The sequence below is a fragment of the Streptomyces sp. NPDC002787 genome, assembly GCF_053592095.1.
The window spans coordinates 91,514-114,376 of sequence record NZ_JBSFVC010000005.1 but is presented as its reverse complement, the minus strand read 5'-3'; the positions used below and the strand labels follow the sequence as shown (position 1 = coordinate 114,376).

Here is a 22,863-nt window from a genome sequence, read left to right as displayed (position 1 = left end):
TCGGTCGTCTCGCGGGCTCTCAGGCCAGTCGTACGACCGCCCGGGACATGCCGAGGACCTTCTGGCCGGCGCTCATCGCCGTGAGGTCCACGCGGACGGTGTTGTCGTCGAGCTTGGCGCCGATCTTGGCGGTGACCTCGATGGCGGCGCCCTGGTCGTCGTTGGGGACGACGACGGGCTTGGTGAAGCGGACGCCGTACTCGACGACGGAGCCCGGGTCGCCGGTCCAGTCGGTGACGACGCGGATCGCCTCGGCCATGGTGAACATGCCGTGCGCGATGACGTCGGGGAGGCCGACCTCCTTGGCGAACTTCTCGTTCCAGTGGATCGGATTGAAGTCGCCGGAGGCACCCGCGTACTGCACGAGGGTGGCGCGGGTCACGCCGAAGGTCTGGGCGGGCAGTTCGGTGCCGACCTCGACGTCGTCGTAGGAGATCTTCGCGGTCATCGGATCCTCACGCCTTCTCGGCCGCGCGGGCCACGAGCTTGGTCCAGGCGGTCACCACGTGCTCGCCGGCCTCGTCGTGGACCTCGCCCCGGATGTCCAGGATGTCGTTGCCCGCCAGCGACTTGATCGCCTCGATGGTCGAGGTGACCCTGAGACGGTCACCGGCGCGCACCGGGCGTGTGTAGGCGAACTTCTGGTCGCCGTGCACCACGCGGCTGTAGTCGAGGCCCAGTTGCGGGTCGGCGATGACGAGTCCCGCGGCCTTGAAAGTGATCGAGAACACGAAGGTCGGCGGGGCGATCACCTCGGAGTACCCGAGCGCCTTGGCGGCCTCCGGGTCCCTGTACGCCGGGTTGGTGTCCCCCACGGCGTCCGCGAACTCGCGGATCTTCTCCCGGCCGACCTCGTAGGGGTCGGTGGGCGGGTAGGAACGCCCCACGAAGGACTGGTCGAGCGCCATGGGCTCGGCACCTCCTGGTTGCTCAGCGGATACGGCGGCCGGCGGGCCCTCGCGCGGCGGTCGGCCGTGGAGAGGACGGACCGGTCCGGGTGAATGGGCCAGTACTGGCCGGTACGGGGTCTCTCAACGACGTGAGGCCGCCCCCGATCACTCGGGGACGGCCTCACGTACGAGCCTGATTTATCGCGTTTCGCGGTGCGCGGTGTGCGCGTTGCAACGCGGGCAGTGCTTCTTCATCTCCAGTCGGTCCGGGTTGTTACGCCGGTTCTTCTTGGTGATGTAGTTCCGCTCCTTGCACTCCACGCAGGCCAGCGTGATCTTCGGGCGGACGTCGGTGGCAGCCACGTGAGTGCTCCTTGACGAACGGATGGGATTGGTTTAACGCAAGAAAGAGTAGCCGATCGAAGGACCGACCCCGCAATCGGCTACTGTCAGTAGCGGTGACCGGACTTGAACCGGTGACACAGCGATTATGAGCCGCTTGCTCTACCGACTGAGCTACACCGCTGTGATGCGATCGGACCCCGCCTCGCGGCGGGAACCTTTCACACCAGAGCCCCAATACGGAATCGAACCGTAGACCTTCTCCTTACCATGGAGACGCTCTGCCGACTGAGCTATTGGGGCGAGCGATGAAGACATTACACGCCCCACCGCCGATCGCCCAAATCCGTTTCCCCGCCCTCATCCATGGGTTGTCCAGGGATCATCCGGGGGTCGTCCGGCAGCCGTCCGGGACCACAAGTCCGTCCCGCTTCCCCAGGCCTCACGCACACCACTGGCCTCATGGGCACCACGGTTTCCCGGCGCTCCCGAGCGTTCCAGAGGGTCCCCGGCCAGGTGAACCACACCGGTACGACTATTGCGCTCCTCCGCGACGAGGGCGGGCGGCCCGCCTAGGCTCGACTCACTCTGCGTGATCTTGTGTCCCCCGCTGTTCCTCATCCCGTGCAGCCGTCGTCGAGGGAGCGCGATGCCCGACAGCCAGCCGCAGCCGTCCCACTCCTCGTCCGGCCCGCCCTCGGGTCCGGACGAGGCAGGCGCCCTGCTGCTGTGCGGTGCGCGGCTGACCGACGGCCGGGTGGTGGACGTACGGCTGGGCGGCGGGCGTATCGAGGCGGTCGGCACGGCGGGCAGGCTGGGCGCCGGCCCCGCCGCGCCGGCGACCCGGGTGGACCTCGGCGGCCATCTGCTGCTGCCGGCTCCCGTCGAACCGCACGCCCACGGCGACACGGCCCTGTCGGCCGACTTCGAGGGGCCGGTGCCGTACGACGGCCAGGACGTCCAGCGGCGGGCCACCGAGGCCGCACTGCTGCAGCTCGGGCACGGTGCCACGGCCGTGCGCTCACACGTCCACGTGGGCGACGTCCAGGGGCTCGGGGCGCTGGCGGCCGTGCTCCAGGCCCAGCGGGCGCTGCGCGGGCTCGTGGAGCTCTCGGTGGTGGCGATGCCCCGGGTGCTGACCGGGGTGGCCGGGGCGGACGGGCTGGCGATCCTGCGGGACGCGGTGAAAATGGGCGCCTCGGTGATCGGCGGCTGCCCGGATCTGGATCCCGACCCCACCGGGTACGTGGAGGCGGTGCTGGAGATCGCCTCCGAGCACGGCTGCCCGGTCGATCTGCACACCGACGGCGCCGACCCGGCGCGGCTGGCCCGTCTCACGGCCATGGCGGGCGGTCTGCGGCCCGGTGTCACCCTCGGCCCGTGCGGCGGCCTCGCCCGCCTCCCCTTCCAGTCCGCCTCCCGCGCCGCCGACCAGCTCGCCGCGGCCGGCGTGACCGTCGTCTGTCTCCCCCAGGGCGGCTGCGGCACCGTGGACCGCCGGGGCACCGCGCCCGTACGGCTCCTGCGGGCGGCCGGGGTACGGGTCGCGGCGGGCAGCGGCGCTCTGCGGGACGTGTCGAACCCCGTCGGCCGCGGGGACCCGCTGGAGGCGGCCTATCTGCTGGCCTCCCGGTACGGCCTGCGCCCCGAGGAGGCGTACGACACCGTCAGCGGGGCGGCACGGGCCGCGCTCGGCCTGCCCGAGGTGCGCGTCGAGGCCGGCTTCCCGGCCGAACTGCTCGCCGTACGCGGCGGCCGGCTCGCGGGAGTGCTGTCCCTCGCCTACAGCCGCATCGTGGTCCACCGGGGGCGCGTGGTGGCGCGCACCAGCGCGGTGCGGGAGTACTGCGGCTCGGCGGCGCGCGCGGAGCTGGATCTGCCTCGGCAGGGGCGGGGGGAGCCGTCGTGAGGGGTGTGGGTGGTGTGGGAGGGCGGGCGTGAGGGTGCGGGCAGGCGCGTAGGCGCGAGTGCGGGCACGCGCGCGTAGGGCTTTCGGGCTTTTCGTGCTCCACGCGTTCGTGCCCGGTGTGGCGGGTGCCGCGCTCGGCGGCGGCGCGGTCAGACGCCGAACATTCCGCTGCCGAACGGGCCGCCGAACTCGTCGACCGGGATCTCGGAGGCGCCCTTGGGGGCGCTGATGTCGCCGGCCTTGCCGAAGGTGAGCACGAGCGGGGCCTTGGCGCCCTTCGGGTCGTCGGCGAGGACGGCGAGGTCGGTCTCGATGCGGGTCAGGTCGCCGTTCCTGAGGGTGAAGTCGACCGCGACGTTCTTGTTCGGGGCGTCCTTGAGGTCCTTGCCGGTGGGCAGTTCGGCGCCCGGCGGCAGGTCGTCCTCGATGGGCCGGAGCTTGTCGAAGACGCCGGTGAGCAGGTCGCGGAAGTTGGCCTTGGCGGTGATGACCTCGGTGCCGTCCTTGCCCTCCTTGGTCTTGAAGCCGACCTCACGGGCGACGACACCGCGGACGGCGTCGAGGATCTTCTTCTGGGTCTTGGCGTCGATCTCGTCGGAGCCGCCCGCACCGGATCCGGCCCCCGCGTCCTCGGCGGCGGCCTCCTCCAGCTCGGCGGTGTCGACCTTGACCCAGTCGCCCTCGAAGAGCGGCCGCAGATGCTGCTCCTCCTCGGAAAGCTCGTCGAGTTCGTCGGCCGTCGGGAAGGGCATGCCCATCGCCTCGCCCATGACCTCCATGTCGACGCGGTAGTACGTGTGGTCGCCGACGAGCCGGTACTCGGTGAACACTCCCTCGTCGCCCGAGATCTTCATGCCCATGCCGATGATGTCCTTCTCACCGGACTCGGCCAGCGGCTTCTTCGACTTGACGGACACATCGACACTCAGCCCGGTGAAGAAGTCCGCCATCTCGGGCGGCATCTCCTCGCTGTCCTCGCCCATCAGCGCGGTCAGGTCGTCCGGGTCGGCGTCGAGTCGCAGCCCGAAGGCCAGCGACTTCTGCTCGCCGAGCCGCTCGACGGCGCCGTCGACCTTCTGACCCGCGGTGAGGTTCTGGACGGTGCCGCACGCGGCCACCGTGACGAGCACGGCCGCGGCGCAGCCGACCCCGGTGAAGGCGCGGCGGACGACGGGCGCCCCGGCGGCGGACGCGCGCGCCATGGACGTACGTACGACGGTTTCGCGTGTGGTTCTGCGCATGGCTGTGATGAGTCCCCCCGTGGTTCCGGCGCTCGCCGGCACTGCGAACATATGTGAGACAGCCGGGACGACCGGATGGTTGCGCGGCGAACGCGCTTCTTCGGGCGTACGGTCGGAAACATGCGCATTGTCATCGCTGGGGGTCATGGTCAGATCGCGCTGCGGCTGGAGCGACTGCTCGCCGCGCGTGGGGACGAGGTCGCGGGGATCATCCGCCGACGCGAACAGGCCGACGATCTGCGCGCGGCCGGTGCCGAACCGGTGCTGTGCGATCTGGAGTCGGCTGCGGTCGAGGAGGTCGCCGCGCATCTGCAGGGCGCGGACGCCGCCGTGTTCGCGGCGGGTGCCGGTCCGGGCAGCGGGGCGGCCCGCAAGGACACGGTCGACCGCGCCGCCGCGGTCCTGTTCGCGGACGCCGCGGTCCGGACGCGCGTGCGACGCCACATCGTCGTCTCGTCCATGGGCGCGGACCCCCAGCACAAGGGCGACGACGTCTTCGACGCCTACCAGCGGGCGAAGGGCGAGGCCGACGCGTACGTGCGCGGTCTGGATGCCCTGGACTGGACGATCCTGCGCCCCGGCATGCTGACCGACGACGCCGGCACGGGTCTCGTACGTCTGGAGGCGTCCACCGGACGCGGCCCGATCCCCCGCGACGACGTGGCCGCCGTGCTCGCCGAACTCCTGGACACCCCCGCCACCGCCGGTCTGACCCTGGAACTCATCAGCGGGTCGACACCGGTGTCGGTGGCCGTGAAGTCGGTGGCGGGCAACTGAGCCGAGGGTCAGAGGGTCAGAACAGCGGGAGCTGGCCGGGGAACTCGGGAACTGCGTAGCCGTCGAGCGCGGGCTGGGCCGCCCCGATCTGGGCCGGCCTGCGCGACCCGGGACACGACACCAGCTCCCCGCTCGCCCCGGGCGGGTCATGCCGCGCGAACCGGCCCGCCACGACGGCGATCTCGCGACGGCACTCGGGGCAGTTCCTACGACGCGATGACATGCAGTCAGTGTGCCCCGCAGCCGTACCGACTCCCTGAATCCGCCCTCCGCAGTCGCACACGCGCACGAAGAAGCCCCTCCCGAACTGCTCTCACAGTCGGGAGGGGCTTCTCTCCACGTGGCGGCGCCAGGATTCGAACCTGGGTAGGCTAAGCCGACGGATTTACAGACCTCTCGTGATCATGCACCTGCACCCCATCTGAGCAGGCTCTTCACAGTGCGCTATGGCTGTGTAGCTGTCCACCGTCCACGCTTCGTCCACGACGGCTCGCGCCCATATGCGCTAGGGCCCACCCATCACGCTAGGCATCTGGATGGGGCGTCCCAACGGATGCGGCTTCCGCTGATGCGTAAGCCGTGATGATGTCCGCTCGCAGCTCCGGCTGCACCGTGTGCAGCACCACACGCAGCCTTGCCGTCCGGCCCCGTTCCATCACGAGCGCCTTGCGGTACCGAAGCCACATCCTTAGAGCTCCAATCGCGATCGCCGCCAGCGGAAGCAGCAGTCGCCCGTCAAAGAGCGCTGTCATGATCTCTGATCCCATGTAGGTCCAGCCTCCCCTTGCTTCAGTCCAGGTCAGGACATCTGCCGGAAGCCTCGCGCAGCCGCTTAGTTTCCCTCTACGGTGGAGAAACTCGTAGAAACCGGCATGGTAGGAGGCGCCTGTGCCCGGAGGCCGCCCGTCACGCAGTGGCCACGACGGCTACCCGGAGCTGGCTGAGCTAGCAGCCTGGTTCAAGGCTGCGATCACCGCTTGCGGCTACAGCAGCGTCAACGCTTTCGTGCAGCAGCACACGTTGGACAAGAACAAGGTGTACGAAGTGGCGCGCGGGACCGGGTTGCTGTCGCTCGAATCCACAAAAGGCCTGGCCCGGCTCTTGAAGCGCGACCCCGCAGAAGCCGAGCCGATCTGGGTCCGTGCACGTGAAGCCATGGATCTCCGTCTCATGGCAGACGATGATGACCATGCACCACGAGTTACGTCGTGGGCAGAAATCCCAAGACCAGAGCTTGCCTTGCGTAATGTGCTTGACGCACTCGCGCACGTCACAGAGCAACTCCCATATCGGCTGTTGGGAATTAATCCACCACCGCTGTCCACGGTCTACGTCCGGCAACGCCTGCGTGAAAGCAGCCCCACAGGGGGTGGGGAGGCACCCAAAGAGCGCGATCGGCCTGAGGGTCGTCCACACGGAAGTGAACAGAGCAGCACCGACATCCCTGTCACAGTCGCAGAAGCCTTAAATCGAAGCGATCACCTCCTGATTACGGGAGAACCAGGAGCAGGCAAGTCCACCCTCGGGCATCAATTGATCTCCCGGCTCGCTAAAATTTGGCTTCGCCGAGAGAGCGCGACGAATCCACCTCTAAATGAGCCCGTTGTGCCGCTGCGTGTGTCGGCACGTTCTCTCGTTGGCGCCGGAGCATGGAGCACGGTGCTCGCTGAGGCGACTCGCCGCGCCTTGGGACCCTACTTGGTCACAGAACCCAGTCACCACCTATTTACCGGTCGAACTCAGGGGGTGCGCTGGCTCATCGTTGTCGACGGACTCGACGAGATACTAGATCGCCCAACGCGAACCTCGATCATTAGAGCTATTGGACAACACGCCCGAACAAATGGCGACTATCGCTTCGTGATCACAAGCCGCCCCCTCCCCGACGAGGAGTTAGCGCCCCTCCAAATCGCGAACATTGGCGTTTGCCGCATCGAGCCTTTCGAACCAGAAGAACTTAAGCTTTTTTCTGAACGGTGGTTCCTTAGTCAAGATCCCATTACAGCAGAATGTAGGGCAGAGCAATTTCTAGAACAAGTTTCCGACGGCAGGCTTAAAGATCTAGTTCGCAACCCCCTTCTGGCCTCTATCGCCGCCGTCGTTAACACTCTCGAACCTGATCGTCCACTCCCGGCGAACCGAATCGATCTATACCAGCGATTCTATGAATACCTAGTAACCGACGAGGAAGCGAGCGGCCGGGCCACTCCATCTGAGTTGCGCCGCCTGGAGCAATCACACCCGGCACGCTATCGCCTCGCGGAGTGGATGCACTCTCAACGCATCACCATAATCGACGTTATTGCAAAAGAGCGGCTCACAACCGACACTCTACTCACGGAAACGGCCTGCGATTGGGTCCGTAGAAATAAGCCAACAGGGATGACGCTCCCCCCGGGCTGGGAGGCAGACGCCGATCGACTACTCATAGACACGGGAATGCTAGTTTACGAAAGCTCCGGGCTGCGATTCCTTCACCACACTTTCGCCGAATTTCTGGCAGCGCGCACCTTCGCCCAAACCATTCCCTCAGATTTCCCAGAGAAAGAGGAATGGTTCAAACGTGGACTCATAGAGGCCGAAAGGAACTTCGTTCTTCTGACTTTTGCTCTTTGGGCAAAGGTCCCCGGCAACGATGTTGGCATAATCCTGCGCAGTCTCCTTGGCGGCGGCTATGCGCGCATACTCTTGGCTGGCCGTCTAGTCGCCGAACTTGGTGGCACCAACGACCTATCAACGCGATCAGCCGTGGACAGGTTGATTGACCTAGCTCTGGGTAACGCACTCGACGGGGGGGAAGATCACAATTTCGCCCCAAATCCCAGAACGACACGCATAGCGGATGTTCTATCCAGAGCCGAGCGAGCCTTCGACGTAATCGGACTACTTCAGGGAAACGCGTACGCTTCCCGAAAGCTGCGCAATATCATAGAGAAGACGGAGATTCCATTCGTCACTCGCATTCTGGCCCTAGATGCATTCCATAGGGTCACTTCGGGCGAAGAAACACTAAAGCGCCTGAAGTCCATTTCAGACGAATCCGACCAGCCCTTTAATCGAATCATTTGCGCACTTGGCTTCATTGAGTTCGGCCCAAGCGAATTGAATGGAGAAATGTGCAGGGAGCTGGTGGCCCTTAAGGATCATCCTCAGATTAACGCTGAATCGAGGATGCTAATCGCGGATGCCTTGGCGGAGCAGGGAGACACGGCATCAGCTACAGACCTAAGTTGGTCCGTACTGTCTGAAGCAGGCGCTGCTAGTCCCGATATTCGCAGTGCAGTGAAGCTTCTACTGAGTCAAGGCCACGACGACCCCATCCCTCATCTCGGCCGAATAATTGGCCTGCTGTCAACGCAACGCCCGGAGGCGAGAGCTGCGGCAGCGAGAGAGATGGTGACTTCAGGAAATTCAGAGCACGCAAAAATTCTCGCGCGCGACATTGTAGACGACATGGATGCTGGCAGCACTCCTCTTACGCAAGCTGTCGAGATTCTGCTGCAAGATGCCCCAGAGGACGACACAAAGAGGTTGCTGGAATTACTAAGCAAGCGACCGGACTGGGTGACCGAGCGAGCCGATTTATTGGATACCCTACTGGATGCTGGACACATAAACTTTGTGATCAACGAAGCGACTTCCATCATCAAGACACCTAACTCTAGGCCATATTCGATCGGACAGGCAGTAAGCGCTTGGCTAACGGCTACCGAAGCTACAAGCGTCGATACGCTAATGCACGCTCTAAGGGAGCGGCCACAACTGAATGCGTGGACGCGCGCTGTTACGTCGCGCGCGCTTGCAGATGCCGGGCTCCTTCCCGAGGCAGCGGAAATTGCATATCCGATATTCTTGGACCCCAGCGCAGATGCTTACGATCTGGGGAAGGCAGCGCGGGTCGCGCTTCTACCTGAAGCGCCCGACGTAGAAGACATACTCCGGACCGTAAAGGAGCGGGCCGCCTGCAACATCAATGAGCGCGCCCGCATGGTCGAAGTCCTCTCAGCACTAGAAAGGTCGGAAGAAATTCTGACTCCGGCCCTACAAGTACTGAGCGACTCCACAATTATAAAGCCTACCTTTACGTCAGTAGTCAACTCTCTCATTTCAGCGACAGGGGTATCGAAGGCCGACAAGGTGGCAGAATGCATGATGAGGCAAGGTAACCTCACCTATCGCTTCATTGCCGCTGACATCCTGGCCAGAGCCGGGGCGTTGCAGGCAGCCGTGTCCATCTGGCGTAACCTGCTTACACTCGACGCACTGTCAACGATAGACGCGTTCACGGTGCTTAACCGTCTCATCAATACCGGACATCGCCAGGAAGCCATAGAGTCCTTGCAATCCGAAATCGAGAACGGCAGTCGAAACAAATACAATATTGGACGCATTCGTAGACTCCTCGCTTGGGCGGCACTAAGTGACATCGATGAGGCTCAATCAGCATCACCAGAATAAAGGAGCGATTCTCTCAAGATCGAGAGCGGTTGACACTGTCTCTACGCTTATCTGAACTGGCCGCCTCGGAGAGTCCCGGGAGCGCGCCACGTGAGGACTACGGCGGCGTCATCTGCCATCGCTGCTGAGGGTCACCCTTGGTAAGACCTGAGGTGATGCATCTGTGGGCCACTACGCTGGTAAGCACCACCTCAGAATGGAGTGCTCGACGGATGGGACCGAAGACGGCGAAGGTCTACGAGACGATTCGTGCGCGGCTCGCATCGGGCGAGTACGCCCCCGGCGACAAGATGCCCTCGGAGCGGACGCTCAGCGAGGAACTGAGTATCGGACGGACGGCCTTGCGGCAGGTGCTCGCCCGACTCGTGTCGGAGGGCGCGCTAGAGGTTCGAGGGCGGAGTTCGTACCGGGTTCCTGGCGCGGTGAGCGTCAAGGCGCCTGAGGGACTGGAGCCATGGCGCATCCACGGCGAGCGGGATCTCTACGACAACCGTTGGGTCAAGCTTCAGCTTTGGGACGTTGAGCCGCCCGGCGTGGAGCGCTTCGAGCATCACGTGGTGAAGCTGCACCACGTGGCGATTACCGCCGTCCTGGACGACCAGGAACGCGTACTGATGATGTGGCGGTATCGATTTGTCCCGCAGCAGTGGGGATGGGAGCTCCCCGGCGGCATCGTCGACGCCGGCGAGGACCCCGCCGACACGGCGCTGAGGGAGTTCGTAGAAGAGACCGGCTGGCGCCCGAAGACTCTGGAACACGTCGTCACGTATCAACCCATGATCGGCATGGTCGACTCCCCTCACGAGATCTTCGTGGGCCACGGGGCCGAGCAAGTCGGATCACCGACGGATCTTGAAGAGGCGGGCCACATCGAGTGGGTGCCCCTCGCCGACATTCCGGGGCTGATGGCGCGTGGTGAGCTGATGGGTTCTGGCACCCTCGTTGCCTTGCTTCACATCCTGGCGAGCCGGGGCAAGCAAGGGATTACAACCGCTCACTGAGGAGGTCGACGCGGCGCCGCTGCCGTACGGAGCCCGTACGGTTCGCCAGCAACCGTGCCTGGCGGAGATGCGTGTTCGCGTCGTCGTACTCTTCTCGCGCCAGGTGGGCCTGTGCGAGATCCGTGTGCAATCCGGCCTTCGCTCGCACGAAGGTCGGATCTGCCACTTCCAGCGCGTCATACAGGCTGGTCACCGCTTCGTCGTCGCCAAGCAAGGCGAGGACGTTTCCGCGCCATCGAGCCAGGTGTGCGCTGTTGAGGAAGATACTCAACATGTCCGGGTCGCGGTCGACGGGGCCCGCCGGAATGCTCGCTACGGCCGAATCGAGGGCGCGTCGACAGTCGTCCGGCATTCCTGCATGGGCGCACATCTCGGCTTCGGCGGCGTACAGCCACGCCCGGAGACGAGGTGATCCGGCTTGCCCGAGGGTCCGCTGTGCGTCGCGGACCAGGTCGACACCGAGCGCCGGCCGACCGGCCTCGCACAGCACGTACGCTTGCTCTGCCATGGCGTGAGCGAGGTACATCGGTTCCTCAGCATCCCGCGCCGCCCGCTTCGCCAACTCGTAATGTCTCCACGCCCGTTCCACCGCTCCTGCGTCGATTGCCTGCCATGCAGCCATCGTTGACGCCCCGGCGAGGGCGAGGGCCACGGGGCGGCGCGTGTGGGGCAGTACGGCGAAGCTCAGCGCGTCTTCGAGGGCGGCGAGGTGACCTGTCACCTGGTCGACAAGGCTGGCTGCGCCCATTCGCCGATCCATGGTTCGCAGTAGTTCGGTCTGGTCGTTGAACGCCTGCACCATGGATTCGTCGACACTGCTCGCCGAATCGATCCTGCTGAGGAGTTCGTCGTACCCGTCGGCCACCGGCGGAGCGATCGCCGCTGGGTCGCCCCGCAGCTCTGCATCCGTCACGCCGATGAGCTGTCGCAGGATCGCCGCGTATCGGTCCGAGATCGCGCGCTTGCCGTTCTCCCACTCGGACACGTACACCCGCAAACTCGCGGTCGACGCGACATCGGTGACATGCCGTCGGGCGTACTGCTCGATCTCGCGAACCAGTCGTTCCTGAGACCAGCCTCGCGCGGTTCGCGCGCTTCGAAGTCCTGAACTCACAAGCCACCGTCCGGCATAGGTTCACTCGCTACCCCTCCCAGCATGCCTCACGTAGCCGCAGGTCAACAGGGGTTAACAGGACGGGTGTTAAGCCCTGTTGGCTACCGGAACCCCTGCCTCGAAGCGTCTCCTTGAAGTGCGCCAGGGCGAGCAACTCCCGCCCGAATCAACGAAGCCTCTTGACTCTGGTGCGCACCAGATGCACTCTACTGGTGCGCACCAGATTCGGGGTGACTCCGATTCACGGCTGCACGCAGAAGGACCCCGCCGGGCCTGCTTACACGCGGTTCGAGCGGCAGGGGAGACGTAAAAGTCCGTCGTCTTCACGGATCGATCGGTGTCATCGGCTAAGCCGCTGGTCTGACCCTCGGGCATGGGCCCCAGGGACCGGATCACGGGAATCCCGGTGGTTGGGCTGCACCCGGTCCATGACACCCGTGAGGGAGGGAGACCACTCAGCGAGTGACGACTGAGTGGCGCGGTGACCGGCGTGCCGTCCAAGGGAGGCGGAGCAAGGCGCGTTCGGAGCCGCGAGACGCAGTGACGGGTTTTCCCGTCACTCGTCATGCGGGCAGGGCGCCGGCCTCAACGTCGGTGGCCTGCCCGTTTGATGAGGACATTCGAAGGTCCCACCCGCGCCGGAAGCGGCGCGAATCATTCCCACGGCGCGCGCCCCGTTGAGGCATCTCCGGAGCGCGTTCACGCCGTTCCACTGTGAGGAGAGACCGCCATGAAGTACATCGTTGCCGACCATCAGGCCGTCACCGCGACGGAGTTCGCGGAACTGGCGCTCGGCACCCCGGTTGAGCTGTGGCTCGGGGTGGACGGCGAGACGGAGGAGGAGCGTGCGGCCCGGCTGGACGCGGCCCGTGACATCCTCGCCGACCCGGAATTCGCCAGCCTGCCTGACGACCTGGTCCGGCTGGCCGCGCGGGTGGTCGACGACCACCCGGAGCTGTTCAACGTCGTTCCGCTCGCCCGCCCCGCTCGCCGCCGTCCGGTACACCGGGAGGTCGCGGCGTGAACGAGGGTCTGACGCTGGACGGCTTGGCCGTGCCGCTGCGAGTGCTGCGGCTGCTGGCCGCCGACTTCGGTCACCTGCCCGCGCCCGATGTGGACGTGTCGCCGATCTTCCCGGACCGGCTGGTGTTGAGGTTCCACCACGACCTGTCCGCCTTCGAGATGTGGCGGGAGGTGCTCGCTGTCGCTTCGGGCGATGTCGAGTACCGAGAGCAGAGCCAGGGCCGTACGCGGGTGCTGAAGGCGTCCGTCGAGTACGCGGGCGCCACGCTGGAGTTGATCGGTTACGGCGACGTGCAGGCCCCGGTGCCTGTCGGGGCGTCTGTCTGATGGCGGCGTGGGGCAAGTGCTTCGACCCCACCGGCGCCCGTTGGGGAATCCCCACGTACCCGTGGCGGTGTGCGCCGGACGGGTTTGCGACCAAGCGGCAGTTACGGGCCCGTGGCCTGCGGCCCGGTGGTCAGCCGGTCGCGGCGCAGGTGCTCCGGCCGCGCTATCGGCGCGGTCCGCTGGTCGCCTACCTCTACCGGCTCGACCTGGCCAAGCCGGTCCGCCCGATGACGGCGGTGAAGCACCGGGCGCTTCAGTGCGCGATGCGGGCACGCCGTACCTGTCCGCGGTGCCGCACCGAGGCCGACTACGTCATCCCCACCTCGCTCGGGGTGTGCGTGCCCTGCGCCTATCCCGAGTCGTCCGCTGCCTGACCGGCCCCGGTCTGGCGTGCCCCCTGTTGAAGGAGTCGGAAGATGAAGCATCCCCCGGAAAGGGCCCTGACCTGGGGCCAGATCGCCTTGCTCGTGGCCGCGGCTGTGCCGATGGTCGGTTTCGGTGCGGTGGGCGCGTGGGGCACGTACACCAACATCGCGTCCGTGTTCCACCGGTCGGCCACCGCGCTCGGTGTGGTCGCGGCCGGCGAGGGCGCCACGCTCGTGCTCGCGCTGACCCTGGTCGGCCTGACCGCCCTCGGCCAGTCCTCCCCGGCGGCCGTGCGGATCGGGCTGTGGGTACTGCCGGCGGTGGCCTCGCTGACCGGTGTCGCGGTCGCCGAGTCGCTGCGGGACAAGGTCATTTTCGCTGTCACCCCGATTGCCATGTCCGCATCAGCCGAGGCGCTCGGTCTGCTGGCGCGCCGGATCGTGGTCTACCGCACCGGAGTGGACGCCGAAGCGCAGCGCCGGAACGCAGCCGTCATGCAAAAACTCGCCTACCACCGCGCCCGCGCGGCGAACCACCCCGACGAAGAGGCCCGGAAGGACTCGGAGCTCAAGTCGTGGGACCTGGCCAAGAAGGTCGGTGTGGGTGACGCGCAGCTCGGGGCGAACCTGGTCGATGTCCAGCGCGGCCGGATGACGGCCGGTGCGGACGCGGCACTCGGCGGCATGTTCGGCCTGCCCGTCACACCCCCCACCCTGCCCGTGACGGACTCCCCCGCACCGGCTGCGATCGAGGGGCCGGGCGTCACGGCCGTCACACCGCCCGTGACGGGGGAAGACACGCAGGTCACGCCCGTGCTGGAGACCGTTCCGGCGGAGTCCGTCACGCCCGTGACGGCCCCCGTCACACCCCCCGTGACCCTGGCGGAGATCGCCGCCGTTGCCGGGGTTCCCACCCCGGTCGCGGGCGAGGCGCTCACCGACGTACAACTCGTGGTCGTCCTGCGGCACCTGCGCTACCTGGACGACCCGCCGCTGTCGTACCGGCAGGCCGTGGCCGCGTTCCGCGAGGGCGGGTTCGTGGGCGGGGAAGGGCGGGTGCGTAAGGCGTGGGGCTCGCTGATGTCCCACGAGGAGTCCGGCACCTGACCTGATCGTCCGGCACACATCAATGAGGGCCAGCCCAGGGTAAGTGGGCTGGCCCTCGTTGCGACTGCCGGAAGCAGTCGGTCACCAGTGAAGCAGACCCGGCGAGCCCCGGCGAGCGGCACGTTCGCAGACCCGGCGCGCAGACCCGGCGAGCCTTCCTCTTCGCGCACCGCACAGCACCTCAACTACCCCTCTGAGCAAGGAGATTTTGGCTGTGTCCAGCCGTACCCGTGCCCGTCGCGTGAAGACGACGGCGGGCGTCCACACCGTCCAGATCCCCCGCCAACGCGGACGACGCGGCGCTCAGCCGTTCGTGATCGTCGTGCCCGAACGCCCCTCCCTGACCCGCGAAGCGCTCGGCTTCGTCGGCCGTGGGCTGTGGGCCGGACGGCGCGGCCTCGCCCCCGTCGGCCTGGCCGTCCTCGCGTTCGCCGTGACCGGTGTCCTGCACCTGAACGCCTGGTGGTCCGCTCTCGTCCTCGCCCCGCTCGCCCTCCTGCCGCTGGCATGGGTGCTGGTCATGCAGCGTCGCCGCCCGGCGAGCGGCAGCGCGCTCGGCTGGCGCATCAGCCTGGCTTCGCTGGCCACGCTCGCCGCCGGGTGGATGGCGCTGGCCGTCGGCTTCGGCCCGCTCGCCGGGCCGCTGCCGGTGCTGTGGCTGCTGATCTGGCTCGCCGCTCAGATCACGTGGTTCTTCGTCCGCCGCACGCACTGACCTGGGAAGGGACTTCGTCTGATGGCAACCCCGACGCGTAACCGCACCACCAACAACCGCAACGGCGCGGACAAGGGCAACAAGTTCACCAACGCCGGCGCCGCCGCTGGCGGCTTCGTCGGCGCCCTGGGTGGCTCGTTCGTTCCGCCGATCAACGTCACCGTGAACAACAACAAGAACGCCGCCCGCGGGGGGCGTGGCCGGTCGCACGCCGAGTCGCTGCTGCCGGCCCCGGAGTTCACCTCCCCGGCGCTGGTGCGGAACTACTGCAACACGTTGCGCGCGGCGGCCGTGACGCTGTCGATCGAGGTCGCGATGGGCGCCGAGATCATGAAGGGAGTGCTGGCCGCCGTGCCGGACCCCGAGGGCCGCACGTTCGGCTCACGTATCCGGGCGGCGAAGGTGGCGCGCAAGATGCAGCGTTCCGCCGACGCGCTGCGGGACGCGGCCAAGAACGCCGCCTCCTGCTACTCGGTCTTCCAACAGGAGTTCGAGGAAGAGATCAACCGTGTCCGTCACCGTGCCCGGCGCCCTCAAGCGCCGGTCATGGACTGGACCCAGCAGTAAGGAGGTTCGGGCATGGCACGCGACGACACCGGGGTGATGACCTACCCCGACGGCATGAACGGCTACCTCATGCCTCAGCAGGGCGGACCGGAGAACGGCAGCGTCCGGGCGTATCTGCTGCACCGGGCCAAGCCGCACATCCCGCCGTGGCTCGGCTGGGCCGGTACCGGCCTGGCCGGCGCCCTCGGGCACTGGCGGTGGCCCGACAACACCGCCGCCGGCGTCGGCCTCACCCTCACCTCCGTGGCCCTGACCGGTGCCACCTGGCTCATGGGCAAGTCGACCACCAAGGGCCGTCGCATCCACTCGGCCGCCACCATGGCGGCCGGCTCGGCGTGGCTGACGGCCGCGTCCCTGGCCGGACCCACCGCCGGCCCGGTCGACGACCTGTTCCTGATGGGCGGGCCTGCGCTCGCCCTGTCCTGGAACGTGCGCATGGTCATCCGCCACAACCCCGAGGGCGCCGCCACCGGCAGTCCGGATGCGGGTTTGCTGGCGAAGGTGGGGCTGGCGCGGGCACAGATGGGGGCGGCGAAGGTGGAGCCCAACCGGGTCACCGCGCCGCTCGCGCTCGATCCCGGTGAGCAGACCAACGACGACGTCACCAAGGCACTGGCCCGGATCGCGTCCGCGCTGGACCTGCCGAAGTCCGCCGTCCGGTACCACGCCGACCCCGACTCCGAGCGCCGTGGTGACCTGGTCATCGTCCCCGAGGACATGCTCGCCGCCGTCGTCGACTGGGAAGGCCCCTCGAATCTCGGGGGTTCGATCGCCGATCCGCTGGTGATCGGCCGCTACGACGACGGCGCCCCGCTCACGCTGTGGCTGCCCGGTGACCCGGAGACCAAGCGAAACTCCACCCACCTGCTCATCGCCGGCGGCACCGGCTCCGGCAAGGGCGAGACCGCGCTGAACCTGCTCTCGGAGATCCTCTCCCGCCGGGACGTGATCGTGTGGTTCTCCGACCCCAAGGCGTTCCAGGACTTCGCCCCGCTCCGGCCGGGCCTGGACTGGAGTGCAGAGGGCGGCACCGACACCGAAGTCATGGTGGAGACGGTCAAGTCCGTCATCCCCGCCCGCACCCGGTGGCTCGGCTCGCACGGCTACCGACAGTGGGTTCCCGAAGCCGCGGGCGTGCAGAACGACCCGGAGCACTCGTGCCGCCCCGGCGGGGCGTGTGGCTGTGAGGGGATGCCGTTCCTGGTCGCCTGGTTCGAGGAAGCCGCCAACACCCTCCGCAACCTGGGTGACGACGCGTTCACCGGCATCGCGCAGGAAGCCCGCAGCGCGGGTATCTCGCTGATCGTGTCGTTGCAGCGCCCGTCGTACGACCAGATGTCCACCTCCACTCGCGCCTCGCTGCCGTCCGTGATCGCGCTCGGCTGCGACCCGCGCGACGAAGGGTTCTGCCTGCCCGACGAAGTTCTCGCGGCAGGGGCGCATCCGGGTGCGTGGGGCAACCGGCGGCCCGGCTACTGCTACACCGTCTCGCCGGGCATCCCCGAGGACCGCTACCCCTCACCGGGCCGCACCCTCGCCTTCCCTACCCGCGCGGTCAAGACCATGGAACAGCTCGCCACCTGGGCACAGCGCAACGGCGCCCACGCCGACCCCATCACCGCCGGGGCCGCATCGGGTGTCGCCGGGCGCGCCTACACCGGCCGCCCCGCCCCCGGCGACGACGGCACCCCGCAGCCGGCCGTGCTGCGGGCCGTCGCAGAGGAGGACTACGACATGAACCACGGCGGTCTGCTGGTCGACCCCGAGGACATGGACATCGACCCCGACGCGGAACTTCCCGAGCCGGAAGCCGGCGACGACGCCCCGATCTTCGGCCAGGAGACCGGCCGCAAGCCGAAGCCAGCGGAAGCACGTCAACTGTTCGCCGAAGCGCTCGCGGAGTTCGAGGCGGCCGGTCAGATGGTCGTCGGTCCGAAGGACTTCAAGGAGTGGTGCGAGCGGCACAACCTCTCCCGCCCCTGGGTCTCCGAGCGTCTCGTGGAGGCTTACCGGGAGGGCCGGTTGAAGGAAACCAACGCCACCGGCCGGTGGCGCATCGTCCCCACCCCTGTGGCGGCCTGACACCCGTCTGACGCCTGACACCGTCAGGGTCGTCTGACACCCAAACCCCTAGGCAAACCCGGTGTCAGAAACGCGTGACGCCCCGGCGTGACACCCCCTGACACCCCACACCTGACACCCACCCGCACGGGCCCGCACCACATCTGTGGCGCGGGCCCGCCGCATCTCTCGGGGAGGCCCGATGACCGACACCGAACGGCCCACGGCCGTCGAAGTCCACCACCCGCAACCCATCACCGCGCACCCGCCCACGGCGCCGCTCGTGCCGGTGCAGCCGGGCACGGTTCCGGCGGTCACGAGCATCGTGCTCCCCGACGGCCGGATCATCACCGGCTACGCCATCGAGCCGGTCAAGCCCGAACCGGTCCCGGACAAGCCGACCGTGTCGCGGACGGCGGTGAACATCGCGCTCGGGGGCGTCGGCTTCGCCGCCGCGTGCGGCGGGCTGCTGATGCTCACCGCGTTCGTCACCGCGCTGACCGCGTTCGTCACCCAGCTCATCACCCTCGCCGCCGTCGTCTTCGGCGGCTGGATCGCCGTCCAGGTCTTCGGCCACCGCCCCACCAGCGCCGGGACCACGGTCAACATCCGCAAGGCCGTCATCAAGCGCAACAAGTTCTACGGCTGAACAGCCCACACCCACAGGAGAGTTCATGTCGTTCGGAGAGACCCCCATCACCCTTGTCGGCAACCTGACCGACGACCCCGAGCTGAAGTTCACCGAGGGCGGCGCCGCGCTCGCGAAGTTCACGATCGCGGTCACCCCGCGCAGCTTCGACCGCGCCTCGAACCAGTGGAAGGACGGCACCACCGCGTTCTACCGCTGCGCCGCCTGGCGCACTCTCGCCGAGCACGTCGCCGACAGCCTCAGGAAGGGCTCGCGGGTGGTCGCATCCGGCCGGATGCGGCAGCACGACTGGACCACCGCCGAGGGCGACAAGCGATCCATGCTCGCCGTCGAGGTGGACGACATCGGCGCGTCCGTCCGGTTCACCACCGTGACCATCAACGCCAAGCGCGCCGCGCAGTCCGCCCCCGCCGGTGACGACCCCTGGGCCAAGACCGGCACCCCGGCGGGCGCGCAGTCCAGCGACGAACCCCCGTTCTAGCTGCGCCAAGGGCGACCCCACCTCTCGCCAAAGAACGCGGGGCCGCCCTTGTCCACCAGACCCTCAACAGACCTGTGGAGGTCTCCCAGCATGACCCAAACCACCGTCATCCGGCGAGCCCACGGCCGTCGGCCGCGCCTGGTTGACCTGTTCTGCTGCCAGGGCGGCGCGGCCAAGGGCTACGCCGACGCCGGATTCGACGTTGTGGGCGTCGACATCCGCCCCCAGCCCCGCTACCCCTTCACCTTCGTCCAGGCCGAAGCGGTGGCGTTCATCCGCGAGCACGGCGCGGACTTCGACTTCATCCACGCCTCCCCGCCGTGCCAGCACGACAGCGAGTGCCAGCGCATCCAGGGCAATCCCCACCCCGACCTGATCGCCCCCACCCGCGCCGCCCTGGAAGCCACTGGCCGCCCCTGGGTGATCGAGAACGTCCGGGGCGCGGTGCCGAAGCTGCACCGTCCGGTGATGCTGTGCGGGGGCATGTTCGGGCTGGAAACCTACCGGCACCGGTACTTCGAGCCCGGCGGAGGCTTCACCCTTGCCCAGCCCGCGCATCCCGCCCACCTGGTCCCACAGGCGAAGATGGGCCGCCCCATCCCACCGGGCCACTTCGGGCAGTTCATCGGCAACTTCTCCGGCGTCGACCACGCCCGCCGCGTCATGGCCGTGCCGTGGATGAACCGCGACGGCATCCGGGAATGCATACCCCCGGCCTACACCCAGTGGCTCGGCACCCACGCCCTCGCCAGCCTGACCACTGAAGCGGTGGCCGCATGAACACGCGCGTACTGCCACTGCGGCGGCCCAACGGCCTGCGGGTGCTGGACGTGTGCTGCGGCGCCGGCGGCCTGTCCATGGGCTACTACCTCGCCGGGTTCGACGTGGTGGGGGTCGACATCCGCCCCCAGCCGAACTACCCCTTCACCTTCGTCGAGGCCGACGGCATCGACTACACCGCCGAACACGGCCACACCTTCGACTTGGTCCACGGCTCCTGGCCGTGCGAGCGCTACGCGAAGGTCACGAAGTGGCGCGGCACCCCCGAGGACCACCCCGACCTGCTCGCCCCCGGACGGGACGTCATGCAGGCAACCGGGCGGCCGTGGGTCATCGAGAACGTCCCCGAGGCCCCGCTCAGGCCCGATTACCTGCTGTGCGGTACGCAGTTCGGCCTCAACGTCCGCCGCCACCGCGCGTTCGAGACGTCATGGGGCGGGGGCGGAGACCTGGTCGCACCCTGCTGGCACCACAAGGGCCTGCTGGCCTTCGAGCACAAGGGCGAGCGCGCCTACGCCGACGCCATGGGCTGCACCTGGATGACCAACCTCGAAGCCCGCAAAGCCGTACCCCCCGCCTACACCCAGTGGATCGCCGCACAGTTCCTCACCCTGGAAGGGAGGGCAGCGGCATGAGCAGCGTCCCGCTCATCAACGTGCTCGACATGCCCACCATCGAACTGGACCACCTGCATCTGCTCGCCGCCGCCCTGTGCTCCGCAGAGCGCGGCTGGCCCGTCATCCCGCTGCATCCGGGCACCAAGCGGCCCGCCGGGCACCCCGAGCGTTCCTGCCCCTGCACCGGGCGCTGCGCGGCCGGTCACCGCACCCCCGAGCAGCGCGCCACCACCGACCCGCAGCTCATCCAGGCCGCGTGGGTGCAGCGGCCGTACAACGTCGGGATCGCGACCGGTCCCGCCGGTCTGCTCGTGATCGACCTGGACGTGTGCAAGCCGGAAGAGGCAGAAGGAGCGCCTGACGGCGCCGCTTCTTTGCAGGCGCTCTGCGAGCGCGCCGACGAGACCCTTCCGGCCACCTACCGGGTGCGGACTCCCAGCGGGGGCTGTCACCTGTACTTCACCGCACCGCCCGGCGGGCAGTTGAAGAACAGCGTCAACCGGCTCGGTGCGCACATCGACACCCGAGCCTGGGGCGGCTACGTCGTCGCACCTGGCAGCACCACCCCCGACGGCGCGTACGAGGTCACCGACAACAGCCCCGTGGCCCCGCTGCCGCACTGGCTCACCGCGCTGCTGGTCGAAGCGCCCCGGCCCGCCACGGAGCCCGCCCCGCTCCTGATTCCTGGCCAGGGAACCCGCCGGGCAGAGGTCGCCCTCGAACGCGAGACGGCGGCCGTCCGGCAGACGAAGGAGGGCGGGCGCAACACCCGTCTGCTGGCGGGCGCCCGCGCCCTGGGCCGCTTCGTCGCATGGGGCGAGATCACCCGAGACCGGGTCGAAGAGGCTTTTCAGGGGGCGGGGGAGGCGGCCGGACTGTCCCCGACCGAGTGCCGGGCAACCGTCCGCAGCGCCCTGGAATGGTCGATCCGCACTGCCCGGCCCAGGGAGGCGGCGTGAACCCCCGCCGCCCCGCCCCTGAAAAGCCTCTCGCCCCCGACTCCTGCCGCCGACGCCCACCGGCGCCCGACTCCAATTCCGGCTGTGGCACGAAGGGCGACGGCCGCAAGGCCGTCCTTTCAGCCCTTTCCGAGACCCAGACTGCCCGCCGCGACACCTGCCCGCTCCGCAAGCCTCAGGAAGAGAGGGCCGCTGCATGACCACGCCCACGACCGCGCCCACCATCGACGGCGCGGCCCTGCTCGAAGAGGTCGAAGCGTTCCACCGCCGCTTCAACATCTTCCCCACCGAAGCCGCCTACGTCGCCGTCACACTGTGGGACGCGCACGCCCATCTGATCGACTGCTTCGACTCCACCCCCCGGCTGGCTTTCCTCTCCCCCGAACCGGGGTCGGGGAAGTCCCGCGCGCTGGAGATTGTGGAGACCCTCACCCCGCACTCCCACACCCTCGTCAGCAGCTCCGCCAACGCGCTGTACCGCTTGGTGGAAGCCACCGAGGGTGGACTACCCACCCTCCTCTTCGACGAGATCGATACCGTGTTCGGCCCGAAAGCCGGGGACAACGAACCGGTGCGCGGGTTCATCAACACCGGCCACCGCCGTCGGGGCAAGGCTCTGCGCTGCGTCGGGGAGAACCAGACCCCCTCGTGGTTCGCATCGTTCTGCGCGGTCGCCATGGCCGGACTCGGCTCCCTGCCGGAAACGATTTTGGACCGCTGCGTGATCATCCGCATGCGCAAGCGGGCCCCCAACGAGAAGGTCCAGCCGTACCGCGAGCGCATCCACGAGAAGGAGGGGCACGCCCTGCGGGATCGGCTCGCCAAGTGGGCGGATACCGTTCGTGACGAGGTCTCCGGTGCCTGGCCGACCCTGCCCGAGGGGCTCAGCGACCGGCCGGCAGATGTGTGGGAACCGCTGCTCGCCGTCGCCGAAGCCGCTGGTGGCGACTGGCCCGAGCGCGCCCGCGCTGGCTGCCTGGAACTCCTCAAAGCCGCCCACGACAACGATGAATCCTCGCTCGGTATCCGGCTGCTGACCGACCTGCGCGACATGCTGTTCAGAAACGGCGCTGAGCGGATCGCCACGGCCGTCATCATCGAATGCCTGCTCGGCATGGACGACGCCCCATGGGTTGACCTGGACGACAAGCCCCTCAACCCCCGGACCCTCGCGCGGATGCTGGGCCAGTACGTCACCCCGGCGAACCAGCCGATCAAACCGCGCACCTTCCGCACACCGTCCGGCACGGTCAAGGGCTATTTCGCGGCGGACCTCACCGACGCGTGGATGCGGTACTGCCCGCCCCCCTCCGGTGAATCCGGAACATCCGGAACATCCGGAACGCCGCAGGTCAGCGGCGGCGAATGTGTTCCGGATGCCCCCGGCGACAGCCGTAACACGACGACCGAAACCGTCACACCGACCCTCCCCATGACCGGCTGATCGCACCGGACACCGAAGCGCCGTCGCACCGCGCGT

Annotated in this window: 24 protein-coding genes and 2 tRNA genes; 17 read left to right on the top strand and 9 right to left on the bottom strand. The window is 67.8% G+C overall.

The annotated features are described in order from the left end of the window. Positions 1 to 19: 19 nt before the first annotated feature. From ACWD26_RS08530 to ACWD26_RS08510, 5 genes are all read right to left on the bottom strand, one after another. Complete coding sequence (locus ACWD26_RS08530) at positions 20 to 448, bottom strand: MaoC family dehydratase (protein WP_451267606.1); 429 nt, start codon at positions 446 to 448, stop codon at positions 20 to 22. 7 nt (positions 449 to 455) lie between these two features. Further along, positions 456 to 908, bottom strand: a complete 453-nt coding sequence (locus ACWD26_RS08525) for an FAS1-like dehydratase domain-containing protein (protein WP_451267604.1) — start codon at positions 906 to 908, stop codon at positions 456 to 458. Positions 909 to 1,088: 180 nt separating this feature from the next. Beyond that, positions 1,089 to 1,253, bottom strand: a complete 165-nt coding sequence (gene rpmG, locus ACWD26_RS08520) for a 50S ribosomal protein L33 (protein ID WP_003948671.1) — start codon at positions 1,251 to 1,253, stop codon at positions 1,089 to 1,091. A gap of 90 nt (positions 1,254 to 1,343) precedes the next feature. Further along, positions 1,344 to 1,416 (bottom strand) — tRNA-Met (locus ACWD26_RS08515). A gap of 46 nt (positions 1,417 to 1,462) precedes the next feature. Continuing rightward, positions 1,463 to 1,535, bottom strand: a tRNA-Thr gene (locus ACWD26_RS08510). 346 nt (positions 1,536 to 1,881) lie between these two features. Between ACWD26_RS08510 and ACWD26_RS08505 the strand changes: the two genes are divergently transcribed. Then, positions 1,882 to 3,141 carry an amidohydrolase family protein gene (locus ACWD26_RS08505; RefSeq protein ID WP_451267602.1) on the top strand — a complete coding sequence of 420 codons (1,260 nt, stop codon included), beginning with the start codon at positions 1,882 to 1,884 and terminating at the stop codon, positions 3,139 to 3,141. A gap of 149 nt (positions 3,142 to 3,290) precedes the next feature. Here ACWD26_RS08505 and ACWD26_RS08500 read toward each other — a convergent pair whose 3' ends face one another. Beyond that, positions 3,291 to 4,382: a hypothetical protein gene (locus ACWD26_RS08500; protein ID WP_451267600.1), complete on the bottom strand. Its 1,092-nt coding sequence runs from the start codon at positions 4,380 to 4,382 to the stop codon at positions 3,291 to 3,293. 120 nt (positions 4,383 to 4,502) lie between these two features. Here ACWD26_RS08500 and ACWD26_RS08495 point away from each other — a divergent pair, with 120 nt between their 5' ends. Next, positions 4,503 to 5,159, top strand: a complete 657-nt coding sequence (locus tag ACWD26_RS08495) for an NAD(P)H-binding protein (protein ID WP_451267598.1) — start codon at positions 4,503 to 4,505, stop codon at positions 5,157 to 5,159. A 16-nt stretch (positions 5,160 to 5,175) separates the two neighbouring features. Here ACWD26_RS08495 and ACWD26_RS08490 read toward each other — a convergent pair whose 3' ends face one another. Both ACWD26_RS08490 and ACWD26_RS08485 read right to left on the bottom strand, forming a co-directional pair. Then, positions 5,176 to 5,382 carry a hypothetical protein gene (locus tag ACWD26_RS08490; RefSeq protein WP_451267596.1) on the bottom strand — a complete coding sequence of 69 codons (207 nt, stop codon included), beginning with the start codon at positions 5,380 to 5,382 and terminating at the stop codon, positions 5,176 to 5,178. Positions 5,383 to 5,683: 301 nt separating this feature from the next. Next, the gene (locus ACWD26_RS08485; RefSeq protein WP_451267594.1) at positions 5,684 to 5,926 is read right to left on the bottom strand and encodes a hypothetical protein; all 243 of its coding nucleotides are present in this window, start codon (positions 5,924 to 5,926) and stop codon (positions 5,684 to 5,686) included. 121 nt (positions 5,927 to 6,047) lie between these two features. On the opposite strand from ACWD26_RS08485, the gene ACWD26_RS08480 reads away from it, so the two are divergent. Continuing rightward, on the top strand, positions 6,048 to 9,617 hold the full coding sequence (locus ACWD26_RS08480; RefSeq protein ID WP_451267592.1) for an NACHT domain-containing protein: 3,570 nt from the start codon (positions 6,048 to 6,050) through the stop codon (positions 9,615 to 9,617). A gap of 212 nt (positions 9,618 to 9,829) precedes the next feature. After that, positions 9,830 to 10,618 carry an NUDIX domain-containing protein gene (locus tag ACWD26_RS08475; RefSeq protein ID WP_451267590.1) on the top strand — a complete coding sequence of 263 codons (789 nt, stop codon included), beginning with the start codon at positions 9,830 to 9,832 and terminating at the stop codon, positions 10,616 to 10,618. Here the strand turns inward: ACWD26_RS08475 and ACWD26_RS08470 are convergent. Continuing rightward, positions 10,602 to 11,609: an XRE family transcriptional regulator gene (locus tag ACWD26_RS08470; RefSeq protein WP_451267588.1), complete on the bottom strand. Its 1,008-nt coding sequence runs from the start codon at positions 11,607 to 11,609 to the stop codon at positions 10,602 to 10,604. The genes ACWD26_RS08475 and ACWD26_RS08470 overlap by 17 nt on opposite strands. A gap of 853 nt (positions 11,610 to 12,462) precedes the next feature. Here ACWD26_RS08470 and ACWD26_RS08465 point away from each other — a divergent pair. The 13 genes from ACWD26_RS08465 to ACWD26_RS08405 all read left to right on the top strand — a co-directional run bounded on the left by ACWD26_RS08465 (position 12,463) and on the right by ACWD26_RS08405 (position 22,827). Further along, the gene (locus ACWD26_RS08465; protein ID WP_451267586.1) at positions 12,463 to 12,756 is read left to right on the top strand and encodes a hypothetical protein; all 294 of its coding nucleotides are present in this window, start codon (positions 12,463 to 12,465) and stop codon (positions 12,754 to 12,756) included. Next, complete coding sequence (locus ACWD26_RS08460) at positions 12,753 to 13,082, top strand: hypothetical protein (RefSeq protein ID WP_451267584.1); 330 nt, start codon at positions 12,753 to 12,755, stop codon at positions 13,080 to 13,082. Before ACWD26_RS08465 ends, ACWD26_RS08460 begins: the two co-directional genes overlap by 4 nt. Beyond that, a complete protein-coding gene (locus tag ACWD26_RS08455; protein WP_451267582.1) occupies positions 13,082 to 13,456 on the top strand; it encodes an RRQRL motif-containing zinc-binding protein in 375 nt (124 codons plus the stop codon). The genes ACWD26_RS08460 and ACWD26_RS08455 overlap by 1 nt, the downstream gene beginning before the upstream one ends. 42 nt (positions 13,457 to 13,498) lie before the next feature. Then, positions 13,499 to 14,554, top strand: a complete 1,056-nt coding sequence (locus ACWD26_RS08450; protein WP_451267580.1) for a hypothetical protein — start codon at positions 13,499 to 13,501, stop codon at positions 14,552 to 14,554. A gap of 214 nt (positions 14,555 to 14,768) precedes the next feature. Next, positions 14,769 to 15,269, top strand: a complete 501-nt coding sequence (locus ACWD26_RS08445) for a hypothetical protein (RefSeq protein ID WP_451267578.1) — start codon at positions 14,769 to 14,771, stop codon at positions 15,267 to 15,269. Positions 15,270 to 15,290: 21 nt separating this feature from the next. Continuing rightward, the gene (gene traA / locus ACWD26_RS08440; protein ID WP_451267576.1) at positions 15,291 to 15,836 is read left to right on the top strand and encodes a plasmid transfer protein TraA; all 546 of its coding nucleotides are present in this window, start codon (positions 15,291 to 15,293) and stop codon (positions 15,834 to 15,836) included. A gap of 12 nt (positions 15,837 to 15,848) precedes the next feature. After that, a complete protein-coding gene (gene traB, locus ACWD26_RS08435; RefSeq protein ID WP_451267574.1) occupies positions 15,849 to 17,918 on the top strand; it encodes a plasmid transfer protein TraB in 2,070 nt (689 codons plus the stop codon). Between the two features lie 181 nt (positions 17,919 to 18,099). Then, a complete protein-coding gene (locus ACWD26_RS08430) occupies positions 18,100 to 18,546 on the top strand; it encodes a hypothetical protein (protein ID WP_451267572.1) in 447 nt (148 codons plus the stop codon). Positions 18,547 to 18,571: 25 nt separating this feature from the next. Next, entirely contained in the window at positions 18,572 to 19,027 is a 456-nt protein-coding gene (gene ssb, locus ACWD26_RS08425; RefSeq protein WP_451267570.1) for a single-stranded DNA-binding protein, read from the top strand. 90 nt (positions 19,028 to 19,117) lie between these two features. Next, positions 19,118 to 19,807, top strand: coding sequence for an SAM-dependent methyltransferase (locus ACWD26_RS08420; RefSeq protein ID WP_451267568.1), 690 nt, complete (start codon positions 19,118 to 19,120; stop codon positions 19,805 to 19,807). Then, positions 19,804 to 20,442 (top strand): DNA cytosine methyltransferase, encoded by a 639-nt coding sequence (locus ACWD26_RS08415; RefSeq protein WP_451267566.1) that lies wholly within the window; start codon positions 19,804 to 19,806, stop codon positions 20,440 to 20,442. The genes ACWD26_RS08420 and ACWD26_RS08415 overlap by 4 nt, the downstream gene beginning before the upstream one ends. Before the next feature lie 29 nt (positions 20,443 to 20,471). Further along, the gene (locus ACWD26_RS08410) at positions 20,472 to 21,383 is read left to right on the top strand and encodes a bifunctional DNA primase/polymerase (protein ID WP_451268022.1); all 912 of its coding nucleotides are present in this window, start codon (positions 20,472 to 20,474) and stop codon (positions 21,381 to 21,383) included. A 196-nt stretch (positions 21,384 to 21,579) separates the two neighbouring features. Beyond that, the gene (locus ACWD26_RS08405) at positions 21,580 to 22,827 is read left to right on the top strand and encodes a DUF3631 domain-containing protein (RefSeq protein ID WP_451267564.1); all 1,248 of its coding nucleotides are present in this window, start codon (positions 21,580 to 21,582) and stop codon (positions 22,825 to 22,827) included. The last annotated feature ends 36 nt before the right edge of the window (positions 22,828 to 22,863 follow it).

Bases quoted from the DNA above. Each gene is read 5' to 3' on its own strand.
- ACWD26_RS08530 (WP_451267606.1), bottom strand. From the start codon at position 448: ATGACCGCGAAGATCTCCTACGACGACGTCGAGGTCGGCACCGAACTG.
- ACWD26_RS08525 (WP_451267604.1), bottom strand. From the start codon at position 908: ATGGCGCTCGACCAGTCCTTCGTGGGGCGTTCCTACCCGCCCACCGAC.
- ACWD26_RS08505 (WP_451267602.1), top strand. From the start codon at position 1,882: ATGCCCGACAGCCAGCCGCAGCCGTCCCACTCCTCGTCCGGCCCGCCC.
- ACWD26_RS08500 (WP_451267600.1), bottom strand. From the start codon at position 4,382: ATGCGCAGAACCACACGCGAAACCGTCGTACGTACGTCCATGGCGCGC.
- ACWD26_RS08495 (WP_451267598.1), top strand. From the start codon at position 4,503: ATGCGCATTGTCATCGCTGGGGGTCATGGTCAGATCGCGCTGCGGCTG.
- ACWD26_RS08490 (WP_451267596.1), bottom strand. From the start codon at position 5,382: ATGTCATCGCGTCGTAGGAACTGCCCCGAGTGCCGTCGCGAGATCGCC.
- ACWD26_RS08485 (WP_451267594.1), bottom strand. From the start codon at position 5,926: ATGGGATCAGAGATCATGACAGCGCTCTTTGACGGGCGACTGCTGCTT.
- ACWD26_RS08475 (WP_451267590.1), top strand. From the start codon at position 9,830: ATGGGACCGAAGACGGCGAAGGTCTACGAGACGATTCGTGCGCGGCTC.
- ACWD26_RS08465 (WP_451267586.1), top strand. From the start codon at position 12,463: ATGAAGTACATCGTTGCCGACCATCAGGCCGTCACCGCGACGGAGTTC.
- ACWD26_RS08455 (WP_451267582.1), top strand. From the start codon at position 13,082: ATGGCGGCGTGGGGCAAGTGCTTCGACCCCACCGGCGCCCGTTGGGGA.
- ACWD26_RS08450 (WP_451267580.1), top strand. From the start codon at position 13,499: ATGAAGCATCCCCCGGAAAGGGCCCTGACCTGGGGCCAGATCGCCTTG.
- traA (WP_451267576.1), top strand. From the start codon at position 15,291: ATGGCAACCCCGACGCGTAACCGCACCACCAACAACCGCAACGGCGCG.
- traB (WP_451267574.1), top strand. From the start codon at position 15,849: ATGGCACGCGACGACACCGGGGTGATGACCTACCCCGACGGCATGAAC.
- ACWD26_RS08430 (WP_451267572.1), top strand. From the start codon at position 18,100: ATGACCGACACCGAACGGCCCACGGCCGTCGAAGTCCACCACCCGCAA.
- ssb (WP_451267570.1), top strand. From the start codon at position 18,572: ATGTCGTTCGGAGAGACCCCCATCACCCTTGTCGGCAACCTGACCGAC.
- ACWD26_RS08420 (WP_451267568.1), top strand. From the start codon at position 19,118: ATGACCCAAACCACCGTCATCCGGCGAGCCCACGGCCGTCGGCCGCGC.
- ACWD26_RS08415 (WP_451267566.1), top strand. From the start codon at position 19,804: ATGAACACGCGCGTACTGCCACTGCGGCGGCCCAACGGCCTGCGGGTG.
- ACWD26_RS08410 (WP_451268022.1), top strand. From the start codon at position 20,472: ATGCCCACCATCGAACTGGACCACCTGCATCTGCTCGCCGCCGCCCTG.
- ACWD26_RS08405 (WP_451267564.1), top strand. From the start codon at position 21,580: ATGACCACGCCCACGACCGCGCCCACCATCGACGGCGCGGCCCTGCTC.